The sequence below is a fragment of the Streptosporangium sp. CA-115845 genome, assembly GCF_050943795.1.
Lineage (GTDB): Bacteria > Actinomycetota > Actinomycetes > Streptosporangiales > Streptosporangiaceae > Streptosporangium.
In genome coordinates, this window is the sequence record NZ_CP191988.1 from 400556 (window position 1) to 412057 (window position 11502).

The window sequence follows — 11502 nt, forward strand, 5'->3', positions numbered from 1 at the left end:
GCGTGACACTCGTGGCGCTTCTTCGGCCCGCTCGACCAATGTTCGTCCCATCATGCCGTCCGTTTGTTTTCGGCTCTCTTTTGGAACGATCGCTTGTGAGGGCCGTAATGTCACGCCCGATTTGCGGCCAATTCCGGAAGCTACTTCCGGGTTAAAGCTATGACTGGCATCGTTTACACAGGTCAGAGCGGTTTTTGAGCAGCTCAAACCCGCTGATTATGGCGCTGAAATCTCTCGGCGCACATCGCCGCCCAGGGCCTGCATGCGCTCGGCGAGATAAGAGTGCCCGCGGTCGATGAGATATCCCGATCCGATCACGGTCTCCCCTTCGGCGGCCAGGCCCGCGAGCACGAGGGCGATTCCCGAGCGCAGGTCGTGAGCGGTCACCTGTGTTCCAGTGAGCGGAGTCGCACCACGAACGACGGCGCTGTTCTCTTTCACTTCAATATCGGCGCCCATTTTGTTCAGTTCTGAGGCCAGAGCGAAACGACCGTCGAAGATTCGTTCATGAATGTAGCTGGCGCCGTCGGCGAGACAGGCGACCGTCATGATCGGCGACTGCAGGTCGGTGGCGAAGCCGGGATAGGTGTCGGTGATCACATTGATCGGACGCAGTGGACGATCCCTGCGCACGTGCAGCACCGCGCCGTGGTCGGCGAACTCCACCCCCATCTGCTCCAGCTTGTAGCGGACCACGCCGAGGTGGTCCAGGTCGGCGCCGACCAGGTTGACCTCTCCGCCGGTGACGGCGGCGGCCATGGCGAACACGCCCGCGTCGAGGCGGTCCGGCATCACGGTGTGCTCGACGGCCTGGAGCTCCTCCACGCCCTCCACGGTGATGAACCCGGTGCCGCCGCCGCTGATCTTCGCGCCCATCCGGGTCAGCATGTCGATCACATCGAGGACCTCGGGCTCCAGTGCGGCGTTCTCGATCACGGTGGTGCCGCGCCCGAGGGCGGCGGCCATGATCAGGTTCTCGGTGCCGGTGTGCGAGGGGGTGTCCAGGTACAGGGTGGCACCGGTGAGGCCCGCCGACTTGACGTGGATGACCGCGTCACCCTCGTCCACGATCGCGCCCAGGCGCTTGTAGCCCAGGTAGTGGAAGTCGAGGTTGCGGCTGCCCAGGTTGCAGCCGCCCACGCCCTCGATGATCGCCTCGCCGAGACGGTGCAGCAGGGCGGGCACGAACAGCACCGAGCCGCGGAAGCGCCGGGCGATCTCCGCGGGCAGCACCGGGCTGCTCAGCGTCGAGGCGTCGATCACCAGTGTGCGCTCCGCCTCGTGGAGCTCGACCTTGGCGCCGACTGTCTCTGCCAGCTCGACCGCGCGCCGGACGTCCTCGATGATGGGGACGTTGCGCAGGACCGTGCGACCTTTGGAAGCCAGCAGCGCGGCACCGATCATGGGCAACACGGCGTTCTTGGCACCCTGGATGAAGGCGGTTCCACGAAGTGGGTTGCCACCGCGCACGCGGTAACGGACCATGCGTCATGCTCCTTGGAAGTGTTCTGGGTAACTCGTGTGGCGCGAGGCGGCAGCCGAGGTTATCGGCCAACAGTAGCCGTTGAATGCCCCTGAACCGGCCAGTTCGAGGGTGAACTGCCCATGAACCGGCCGATAAGTCATCTGCCACCGCCGCGTTGCGCGGCGACCACGCTTTGGCCTGCGGTTTCCGGGCTCGCGGGTGTCACTGTGGGGCGCGGCACCGGGAGGCCTCGGGCCTCGGATGCTACCTGCCCTTCGTGTTCACCGCGGTGGTGAGCGGGGAGGCGGCCGACAGGAGATTGTCGGCCCGCTGGTCCACGAAGCGGGTGACGACCTGCTGTCCGTACCCGAACGCCATTGCCCAGACCAGGATCGCGGGCTGCGAGCCGAGCCCCGCGAAACCGGGCACGAAGCCCGAGTTCAGGATCAGTAGCCCGAGCACGGCCGTGGCCACCCCCGCGGGCGCCTTGAGCAGGTTCTGGACGACGGCCAGCGAGTAGCGGGTGGACAGCTCCGAGCGGGTCGACAGCGAGGCGGCGGTGGCCAGCGCCGCGCCCAGCATGCCGATCAGGGCCACGAGCGGGACGTCGCCGTGGCCGGGCCGCAGGCCGCCGGTCGGGCAGATCTGGGCGGGCATCAGCCCCTGGGTGCGGATCACCGACTGGTCGCCGCACATCGGGATGACGTCCGGCCAGATCGCACCGATGACCACCACGCTCAGCACGATCAGGGAGAGCATGACCACCCCGCCGATGAGCAGGTTGCGGAAGCTGCGGACCCGCCCGGTGTCCATCGCCTGCGCGGTGTACGCGGCCCGCAGCACCGACTGCATCAGCGGCCTGTCGTTCTCACCGAGGTCTCCCGCCGCCAGCCTGGCCTGGAGGTGGACAAGCCGGGGGTCGTCGCCGGGCAGGTAGGCCCGGCCGATCGCGACCACCTCCGGCGCCCGCCCGCACAACTCCGCCACCGGCAGCACGCCGTACAGCATCACGGTGGCGCTGTTGACGTTGGACCAGGCGCCCTCGATGGCCTGGCCGGTCAGCCAGCGCCGCACGCCGTGCCTGCCGCGCGCGTACGCCTGCGCGCGGGCCAGGTGCGTGCCGATGCCCTCGCCCACCGAGACCAGCCGGCCCGCCTCGTCGCACATCGTCAGGGCGCGCTCGGCGTCGGCCCTGATCTCCTCGCTCCGGGTGGCCACGTAGACCCGCCAGGTGCCCGGCCAGCGCAACACGCCGGTGTCACCGATCCGCTCGGCGGTCAACGCTGGATCAAGCGACATCGTTCCTCCGGGGGCGGGGCAGGCCTGGGGTGGGGCACCGACTGCCCCAGGCTTATCGCGACATGCCGATCAGGCGCTACGCCTCGGCCGGGGAGGGCCGTGCCGCTTTCAGAGGGCGCGGCCCGCGATGTCGGTGCGGTGGTGCGAGCCGCGCAGCCGGATGCGCTCCACCGCCTCGTAGGCCGCCGCCCGCGCCGCGGGGACGTCGGGCCCCGTGCCGACCACGCTGAGCACCCGGCCGCCGTTCGAGACGATCCGGTCGCCGTCCAGCGCGGTGCCCGAGTGCAGCACGTAGGCGTCCTCGACCGGGTCGGACAGCCCCTCGATCACGTCGCCCTTCACCGGATCCGCCGGGTAGTTCTCCGCCGCGATCACCACGGTCACCGCGGCGCCGCCGCGATAGGAGAGCGGCCCGAACCGGTCGAGGGTCCCGTTCGCGCAGGCGAGCAGCAGGCCCGCGAGGGGCGTCTGGAGCCGGTCCAGCACGACCTGGGTCTCCGGGTCGCCGAACCGCGCGTTGAACTCGATCACCTTCGGGCCCTTGGAGGTGAGGGCCAGCCCCACGTACAGCACCCCCGTGTACGGCGCGCCACGCCTGGCAAGCTCGGTCACGGTCGGTATGACGGTCTCGGCCATCACCTGGTCGGCGAGGTCGTCCGGGGCCCACGGCAGCGGCGTGTAGGCACCCATCCCGCCGGTGTTGGGGCCCTGGTCGTCGTCGTAGGCGCGCTTGTGGTCCTGGGCGGGCTGGAGTGCCACGGCCGTGGCACCGTCGCAGAGCGCGAACAGCGAGACCTCGGGACCGTCGAGGAACTCCTCGATGACCACCCGCCCGCAGGCGGCGGCGTGCCGGAGCGCCTCCTCGCGGTCGTCGGTGACCACCACGCCCTTGCCGGCCGCCAGGCCGTCGTCCTTGACCACGTACGGTGTGCCGAACTCGTCGAGCGCCGCGGTGACCTCCTGCGGCGTGACGCAGGTGTACGACCGCCCGGTGGGCACGCCCGCCGCGACCATGACGTCCTTGGCGAAGGACTTGGAACCCTCGATCTGGGCCGCCTGCCGTGAGGGACCGAAACAGGGGATGCCGGCCTGTCTGACGGCGTCGGCGACGCCGGCGACCAGCGGGGCCTCAGGGCCGATCACGACCAGCTCCGCCCGGAGCCGCTCGGCCAGTTCGGTAACCGCGGCCGGGTCTGTCGGTACCACCGGATGCAGGGTCGCGACCTGCGCGATGCCCGCGTTTCCGGGAGCACAGTGAACCTCGGTGACCTGGGGGTCCGCCGCCAGCGACCGGCACAGGGCGTGTTCACGCCCGCCGGTTCCAATCACAAGAACGCGCACTTGTCAGAGCCTATCGTCCTCCCGGATCGTCCCTCGGGCCGTGTCGGCACACCCGGATTTCGCCGGTGCCCGAACGCCAAAGTCATCCACAGCCTGTGGATGACTTTGGCGAGTCCGCGACGTGCCGGTACGCATGAGAGGTGCCAGTAAACAGGGTGTGAATTTTGTCGGGTTGTGCATGATCGATGCTTGAACCTGGGAGTAAGCTGAGAGCCATCCCCCTTTTCGTGTTAAGTTTTGAGTGGCTTTGCGTGTCTCTTGCCGATTGGAGGTGGTTCGGGATGTCCTCTGGCGATCCCAGCAGTACGTGCTCGCGCACGCCTGCTGTGCGCACCCTCGACCACCCCATCTCGGTGCCCGACCGGCACCGCACGCATCGTCGCTTCCACTGGTGGTGACAGCGCATCGCGTGCGGAATCCCGCAAGGTTGGGCGGGAAAGGCTCGCCATGCGCTCCTCGCTCCTTTTTCCCCGTATCAAGCACGCTCGCACGATCCGTGCCCCGCACGCGCCCGCCGTCTCGCTCGGTGCGCGGATGAGCGGTGTCTGCGTCCCGCCGAGCGACTCGCTCGTCGAGTACGCCGCCTACATCGACGGTAAGAAGATCGAGGCCCTGGGCATCCCCGACGCCCTGGAACTCGTCCGCGCGCACAACGCGTCCGTCGAAGGGAACAACGCCTTCGTCTGGGTCGGCCTGCACGAGCCCGACGCCCCCGAGGTCGAGTGGCTGGCGGAGGTCTTCGCCCTGCACCCGCTCGCCGTCGAGGACGCCGTCAAGGCTCACCAGCGACCCAAGGTCGAGCGCTACGGCGACTCGTTGTTCATGGTCCTGAAGACCGTCGCCTACCTCGACCACGACGTGCTGACCGCGACCAGCGAGATCATCGGCACCGGAGAGATCATGGTGTTCGTCGGCACCGACTTCGTGGTGACCGTGCGGCACGGCCGGCACTGCCCGCTCTCGGAGGTGCGGGAGCGCCTTGAGGACAAGCCCACGCTGCTCAGCCGGGGCCCCACCGGCGTGCTGCACGCGATCGCCGACCACGTCGTCGACAAGTACCTCACCGTGGCCGACCGGATGCAGGCCGAGCTGGAGGACGTCGAGGCGATGGTCTTCGCGGACGTCAGCGCCCGTGACATCGGCCGGATCTACAACCTCAAGCGCGAGATGATCGAGATGAAGCGGTCCGTCACACCGCTCCAGGCACCGATGTCCACGCTGGCCCAGCGCCGGATGATCCCCTCCGAGATGCGCGAGTACTTCCGTGACGTCGTCGACCACCTGGCCCGCGTCTGCGAGCAGGTGGAGTCGTCCAACGAGCTCTGCAACTCCATACTGCAGGCGGCGCTCGCCCGTTCCAACGCGCTCGCCAACGAGGACATGCGGAAGATCTCCTCATGGGTCGCCATCATGGCCGTCCCCACGATGATCGCCGGCATCTACGGCATGAACTTCGAGCACATGCCCGAGCTCGACTCCGTCTTCGGCTACCCGCTGGTGCTCAGCGTGATGATCATCGCCTGCACGCTGCTCTACCGGGGCTTCCGCCGCAACGGCTGGATGTGACCCGATCTCAGGCGCTCATCGGGCGGGCGGGGGTGACCGGCTTCGGGACACGCATGCCCCGCTCGGCCCACAGGGTGATCATCCGGTCGGGATAGTCGGTGACGATCGCGGTCGCCCCGAGATCGAGCAGCTCGGCCGCTCGCCCGGGGTCGTTGACGGTCCACACGGCCAGCGGCAGGTCGGCCTTCTCCGCTCGCCGGGCGAGCTCGGGGTCGACCATCACATGCTCGGGGGAGAGCGTGGTGCCCCCGGCCTCGGCGGCGGCGGCCGGGACGTCGCCGCCGAAGTCCTCCAGACGGAGGCCGTCGAGCCAGGCGCTGTCCATGGTGGCACGCTCGATCAGGGCGTACCTCCCGGTCGCGGGGGCCAGGGAGCGGGCGATCCGCAGGACGCGCCAGTCGAAACTGAGGATGGCCGCCCGGTCGAGCCTGCGGTGCCGGTCGAGCTCGGCGACCACCATCTCGGTGAACTCACCGACCTCGGCGCTCAGATCGGGCCTGGTCGGGTCCGACTTGAGCTCCACGTGCACCCGCACCCCGTCGGCTCCGTAGGCGTCCATCAGCCCCAGCACGGAGCCCAGGGTCGGCATCCGGGTGTTCGGCACCGGCAGCTGGGTCGGGGCGAAACGGTCTTCGGGGTGGCGCGGCACCCGCACTCCGCACTCCAGCGTGCGCAGCTGCGCCAGCGTGAGCTCGCCGACGGGCCTGCCCACGTACGGGAAGGCGGGGTCGTCGCGGAAGGCGGGCCGGACGTCGGTGCTGGTCACAGCGGACACTGTGAGGTCGTGTGTGAGCACCAGCCGCCGATCGGCGGTCAGTGCGACGTCGAGCTCCAGTGCGTCGACGCCCAGCTCCAGGGCGTGGGCGAAACCGGGCAGGGTGTTCTCGGGACGGAGCCCACGGGCCCCACGGTGACCGTGAATCTCGGCATGCACACAGGGACCTTATCCATCTCGGGTACCGATCCCCAGTACGGCTCGCGCCCCGGCGACGCCGGGCGCGGGTCGTACCGGTCGAAACCAGGCCCTTGGCACTTCTGCTCACCACGGTGTCGTCGGCCGCCGCACTCGTGCGGCGCCACCTGGCCGATCCCCGCGGCGGGGATCGGCGGGAGCGGACCCAGGCCCTGTCCTTTGGATCTTTTGCCCACTACGGGCAGGCGGCGCCTCGCCGCGTTGTCGTCGGTCACCGCGGCGCGCCGCGGCTCCCTCCTCCGCCTTGCGCGGCACCACCTGCCCGATCCTCGCCACGGCAAGATCCGCGGGACGGGGCCTAGATCAGCGGGTGGATCTGGAGCGTCTCGGTGCGGCCGGGGCCGACGCCGATCGCGGAGATCCTGGAGCCGCTCATCTGCTCCAGGGCCTTCACGTACGCCTGCGCGTTGGCGGGCAGGTCCTCGAAGCTCCTGGCGCCGGTGATGTCCTCCTGCCAGCCGGGGAACTCCTCGTACACCGGCTTGGCGTGGTGGAAGTCGGTCTGGGTCATCGGGATCTCGTCGTGACGGACGCCGTCGATCTCGTAGGCGACGCAGACGGGAATCCTCTCCAGGCCGGACAGCACGTCCAGCTTGGTGAGGAAGTAGTCGGTGACACCGTTGATCCGGGTGGCGTACCGGGCGATGACCGCGTCGAACCAGCCGCAGCGGCGGTTACGCCCGGTGGTCACCCCGTACTCGCGGCCGGTGGCGCGCAGCCACTCGCCCATCTCGTCGTCGAGCTCAGTCGGGAACGGACCCGAGCCGACGCGGGTGGTGTACGCCTTCAGGATGCCGATCACGCGGGTGAGCCGGGTCGGCGGGATGCCGGAACCCGAGCAGGCGCCGCCGCTCGTCGGGGAGGAGGAGGTGACGAACGGGTAGGTGCCGTGGTCGATGTCGAGCAGGTTGCCCTGCCCGCCTTCGAGCAGCACGACCTTGCCCTCGTCCAGGGCCCTGCTGAGGATCAGCGAGGTGTCGGCGATGTGCGGCTTGAGGCGCTCGGCGTAGCCGAGATACTCGTCCAGGACCTTGTTCGCGTCGATCACCCGACGGTTGTAGATCTTGGTGAGGATCTGGTTCTTCTCGCCCAGCGCGACCTCGATCTTCTGCTGCAGGATGCCCGGGTCCAGCAGGTCCTGGACCCGCACGCCCATCCGGTAGATCTTGTCGCCGTACGCGGGACCGATGCCGCGCCCGGTCGTGCCGATCTTGGCCTTGCCGAGGTAGCGCTCGGTGACCTTGTCGAGGGCCTTGTGGTGGGGCATGATCAGGTGCGCGTTGGCGGAGATCAGCAGCCGCTCGGAGGAGACCCCCCGGGCCTCAAGCCCGTCGATCTCGCTCAGCAGCACGCCCGGGTCGATGACGACACCGTTGCCGATCACGGGGATGACGTTCGGTGAGAGCACTCCCGTCGGCAGCAGGTGCAGCGCATACTTCTGGTCGCCGATGACGACCGTGTGGCCCGCGTTGTTGCCTCCCTGGTATCTGACGACATAGTCGACCTGATCACCGAGTAGGTCGGTCGCCTTACCCTTGCCCTCATCGCCCCACTGGGCACCAACGAGAACGACAGCCGGCATTGTGATTCTCCCACCGCAAAAACGAAAACCCCTGGCGCAATCGCTACAGGGGCTCTTGCGTGGTGAGAATACCCGACGGCGTCCGAAATGGGGATCTCCCACCTCGGGGCGAGAGATCCCATGGGCAGATCAAGGGGCAGATCAGGGCCGGATCAGGGCCGGATCAGCGGCCGGTCAGCTCCTTGGACGCCTCGGCGCTGGAGTCCTTGAGGAACTGGAAGCACCGCTCGGCCTCCTCCTTCTCCCCGATGCTCTGGGCGGCGCGGGCCAGTGCGTGCAGGCACCTCAGGAACCCCTGGTTGGGCAGATGCTCCCAGGGGATCGGGCCGTGCCCCTTCCAGCCCGCCCTGCGGAGCTGGTCCAGGCCCCGGTGGTAGCCGGTGCGGGCGAAGGCGTACGACGTCACGGCGTGTCCCGCCGCGAAATACTCGTCCGCGAGTGCCGCCCAGGCGGTCGGATAGGCGGGGAAGCGCGCGGCGACGTCGGATGGCTGGGCGCCGGATTCCAGCGCCTGTCGAGCTTCAGGCAGGTCCGGGAGCAGGGTGGGCGGCGGGCCGGCGAGAAGGTTCTCGTGGGATTCCATAGCGACAGTCCTATCTGGTGAAACCGCGCCAGGCCAAGATCGGCTCCCGGGGACTTTCCGGAAGCCGATCTCGTGACCTGACGGGGACCCTCCGAACATTGACCGGTTTTAACCGGTCTCTACCGAGAATTCCCGGTCTGCGTTGGTCGCCGGGGCATCAGGAGATCTTGGTGCCCGCCGACTTGAGGTGCTGGGCGGCCTCGACGATCCGCGCCGCCATCGAGGTCTCGGCGGCCTTGCCGTACGAGCGGGGGTCGTACACCTTCTTGTTGCCGACATCGCCGTCGACCTTGAGCACGCCGTCGTAGTTCCTGAACATGTGGTCGACGATCGGGCGGGTGAAGGCGTACTGCGTGTCGGTGTCGATGTTCATCTTCACCACGCCGTAGGCGATGGCCTCGTGGATCTCCTCGAGCAGCGAGCCCGAGCCGCCGTGGAAGACCAGGTCGAACGGCTTCTCCTTGCCGTACTTGGCGCCGACCGCGTCCTGGATCTCCTTGAGCACGCTCGGCCGCAGCTTGACGTGGCCGGGCTTGTAGACGCCGTGCACGTTGCCGAAGGTCGCGGCGAGCATGTAGCGGCCGCGCTCTCCCAGGCCCAGGGCCTCGGCGGTCGCGAGGGCGTCCTCGGAGGTGGTGTAGAGCTTCTCGTTGATCTCGCCGACGACGCCGTCCTCCTCGCCGCCGACGACGCCGATCTCCACCTCAAGGACGATCTTTGCGCGGGCGGTCTTCTCCAGGAGTTCCCTGGCGATCTCAAGGTTCTCGTCCAGCGGCACGGCGGAGCCGTCCCACATGTGCGACTGGAAGAGAGGGTCCTCACCCCTGGCCACCCGCTCAAGGGAGATGTCGAGCAGCGGGCGCACGAAACCGTCCAGCTTGTCCTTGGGGCAGTGGTCGGTGTGCAGGGCGATCGTCACGGGGTAGTTGGCCGCGACGACACGGGCGTACTCCGCCAGCGCCACCGAGCCGGACACCATGTTCTTGACCGTGGTACCGGAGAGGAAGTCGGCACCGCCGGTCGACACCTGGACGATGCCGTCGCTCTCCGCCTCGGCGAACCCTCTGAGTGCGGCGTTGAGGGTCTGTGACGAGGTCACGTTGATGGCCGGGTAGGCGAAACCTCCCGCCTTGGCCCGGTCGAGCATCTCGGCGTAGACCTCTGGGGTCGCGATGGGCATCGTGTCATCTCCTGGAGACGGCTGTGGGCAGCTGGCACGGGGCTATGAAGACATTGCCCATGGGCCAGTATTCCGGGTTCCTTCCCAACCGGATAGCTCCACCACCACTTCGGGGTGTACGGATGTGTCCTCGGCATGGTCTCGGCGCCCACCGGTAGGAAACCTCCGGAGGACTCCTGGTGCTCGCCGGTACGGGATCTCCAGTATGACCTGGTTGGTTATAGGGGATCTTCTAGGATTTCGGGGCTTCTGAGCTGATTTACCAGGTCAGTCGTGAAATATCCTCACGAACCGCTAATCTCCACTGTGTGGGACGCCACAGGTCTGACCCCATGGGTATCGCCCGCCTGGTCCTCGCCGGACTGGCGGCGCTGGCGCTCGTCGCCCTGATCGTGGTCGGGGTTCTCTCGCTGATCGGCAGTCTCGGCTCCGGCGCCGAGACGGACCCGTCGGCCGCGCCGGCCACCATCACCACCACCACCACGTCGCCGGCGGACGCCTCCTCGACCGCCTCCGCCTCAGCCTCGGCCACCGCCGAGCGGGTGCCGACGGTCCTCGTCGAGTGCCTGCGGGAGCAATGCCCCACGGTCTTCCTGAAGGTCACCGGGGGCGATGTGCTGCTCGACCGGGAGATGGCCGAGGGCGAGCAGTTCCAGTCCTTCGACCCCAAGGTCGACGTCGTGCTGGCCGACTCGGCCGCGGTCCGGGTCCAGGTGAACGGGGCCGTCCGCGCACCCGGCGGGTCGGGGGGGCGCCAGGAGTTCACGGTCTCCCGAAACCGGTAGTGCCCGGTGGCTCCTCGCCGCGGCGAGGATCGGCCGGACGGCGCCTCGCGAGGCGCGCCGCGGTGACCGAGACAGGGCACCCGGGTGGAAGGCCCGCGAGGCGCCGGGCGATCCTCTAGCCCAAGCCGAGGTCGGTCAGGGTGTAGGCGGTCCGGTACGGCAGCCCGGCGTCGGCGATCGCCTGGGAGGCTCCCCGGTCCACGATCGTGGCGACCGCCACGACCTCGGCGCCCGCCGCGCGCAGCGCCTCCACCGCGGTCAGCGGGGAACCGCCGGTGGTGGAGGTGTCCTCCACCACAAGCACCCTCCGCCCCGCCACATCCGGCCCCTCGATCCGGCGCTGCATGCCGTGGGCCTTCTGCGCCTTGCGCACCACGAACGCGTCGAGCGTCCTGCCCCGCGCGGCCGCCGCGTGCAGCATGGCGGTCGCCACCGGGTCGGCGCCCAGCGTCAGCCCGCCGACCGCCTGGTAATCGAGATCTTCGGTGAGGTCCAGCATGACCCGCCCCACCAGCGGCGCCGCCTGCCCGTCGAGGGTCACCCGGCGCATGTCCACATAGAAGTCGGCCTCTCTGCCCGAGGACAGCACGACCTTGCCGTGCACCACGCCCTTGCCCTTGATCTCTGCCAGCAGGTTCTCGCGATCGCTCATGGCACCAAGGTTAGGGCGATCCGGAAGGCCGCCAGATCCGGGGCCGGCGGTGAGCGGCGCCGATCCGGCCGCCGGA

At 68.8% G+C, this 11502-nt stretch carries 10 protein-coding genes; 2 read left to right on the forward strand and 8 right to left on the reverse strand.

The genetic code is table 11. The annotated features are described in order from the left end of the window. Positions 1–216: 216 nt before the first annotated feature. From murA to purD, 3 genes are all read right to left on the reverse strand, one after another. Positions 217–1485 carry a UDP-N-acetylglucosamine 1-carboxyvinyltransferase gene (gene murA, locus ACQP0P_RS03910; protein ID WP_433370962.1) on the reverse strand — a complete coding sequence of 423 codons (1269 nt, stop codon included), beginning with the start codon at positions 1483–1485 and terminating at the stop codon, positions 217–219. Between the two features lie 244 nt (positions 1486–1729). Further along, complete coding sequence (locus ACQP0P_RS03915; protein ID WP_433370964.1) at positions 1730–2764, reverse strand: hypothetical protein; 1035 nt, start codon at positions 2762–2764, stop codon at positions 1730–1732. A gap of 108 nt (positions 2765–2872) precedes the next feature. Further along, positions 2873–4105 (reverse strand): phosphoribosylamine--glycine ligase, encoded by a 1233-nt coding sequence (purD, locus tag ACQP0P_RS03920; RefSeq protein WP_433370967.1) that lies wholly within the window; start codon positions 4103–4105, stop codon positions 2873–2875. Positions 4106–4552: 447 nt separating this feature from the next. Between purD and corA the strand changes: the two genes are divergently transcribed. Beyond that, positions 4553–5671: a magnesium/cobalt transporter CorA gene (gene corA, locus ACQP0P_RS03925; protein ID WP_433370970.1), complete on the forward strand. Its 1119-nt coding sequence runs from the start codon at positions 4553–4555 to the stop codon at positions 5669–5671. Between the two features lie 7 nt (positions 5672–5678). Here the strand turns inward: corA and ACQP0P_RS03930 are convergent, their stop codons facing one another. The 4 genes from ACQP0P_RS03930 to fbaA all read right to left on the reverse strand — a co-directional run bounded on the left by ACQP0P_RS03930 (position 5679) and on the right by fbaA (position 9989). Continuing rightward, a complete protein-coding gene (locus tag ACQP0P_RS03930; protein WP_433370973.1) occupies positions 5679–6605 on the reverse strand; it encodes a glycerophosphodiester phosphodiesterase family protein in 927 nt (308 codons plus the stop codon). 337 nt (positions 6606–6942) lie between these two features. Then, entirely contained in the window at positions 6943–8226 is a 1284-nt protein-coding gene (locus tag ACQP0P_RS03935) for an adenylosuccinate synthase (protein WP_433370976.1), read from the reverse strand. A 163-nt stretch (positions 8227–8389) separates the two neighbouring features. Further along, on the reverse strand, positions 8390–8809 hold the full coding sequence (locus ACQP0P_RS03940; RefSeq protein ID WP_030916144.1) for a DUF3151 domain-containing protein: 420 nt from the start codon (positions 8807–8809) through the stop codon (positions 8390–8392). Between the two features lie 157 nt (positions 8810–8966). Further along, on the reverse strand, positions 8967–9989 hold the full coding sequence (fbaA, locus tag ACQP0P_RS03945; RefSeq protein ID WP_433370979.1) for a class II fructose-bisphosphate aldolase: 1023 nt from the start codon (positions 9987–9989) through the stop codon (positions 8967–8969). Between the two features lie 332 nt (positions 9990–10321). Between fbaA and ACQP0P_RS03950 the strand changes: the two genes are divergently transcribed. Continuing rightward, positions 10322–10774, forward strand: a complete 453-nt coding sequence (locus ACQP0P_RS03950) for a hypothetical protein (protein ID WP_433370982.1) — start codon at positions 10322–10324, stop codon at positions 10772–10774. A 115-nt stretch (positions 10775–10889) separates the two neighbouring features. Here ACQP0P_RS03950 and pyrE read toward each other — a convergent pair whose 3' ends face one another. Beyond that, positions 10890–11426, reverse strand: coding sequence for an orotate phosphoribosyltransferase (gene pyrE / locus ACQP0P_RS03955; RefSeq protein ID WP_433370985.1), 537 nt, complete (start codon positions 11424–11426; stop codon positions 10890–10892). Between the last annotated feature and the right edge of the window lie 76 nt (positions 11427–11502).

Coding starts and splice junctions, on each gene's coding strand:
- murA (WP_433370962.1), bottom strand. CDS start 1,485: ATGGTCCGTTACCGCGTGCGCGGTGGCAACCCACTTCGTGGAACCGCC.
- ACQP0P_RS03915 (WP_433370964.1), bottom strand. CDS start 2,764: ATGTCGCTTGATCCAGCGTTGACCGCCGAGCGGATCGGTGACACCGGC.
- corA (WP_433370970.1), top strand. CDS start 4,553: ATGCGCTCCTCGCTCCTTTTTCCCCGTATCAAGCACGCTCGCACGATC.
- ACQP0P_RS03935 (WP_433370976.1), bottom strand. CDS start 8,226: ATGCCGGCTGTCGTTCTCGTTGGTGCCCAGTGGGGCGATGAGGGCAAG.
- ACQP0P_RS03940 (WP_030916144.1), bottom strand. CDS start 8,809: ATGGAATCCCACGAGAACCTTCTCGCCGGCCCGCCGCCCACCCTGCTC.
- fbaA (WP_433370979.1), bottom strand. CDS start 9,989: ATGCCCATCGCGACCCCAGAGGTCTACGCCGAGATGCTCGACCGGGCC.
- ACQP0P_RS03950 (WP_433370982.1), top strand. CDS start 10,322: ATGGGTATCGCCCGCCTGGTCCTCGCCGGACTGGCGGCGCTGGCGCTC.
- pyrE (WP_433370985.1), bottom strand. CDS start 11,426: ATGAGCGATCGCGAGAACCTGCTGGCAGAGATCAAGGGCAAGGGCGTG.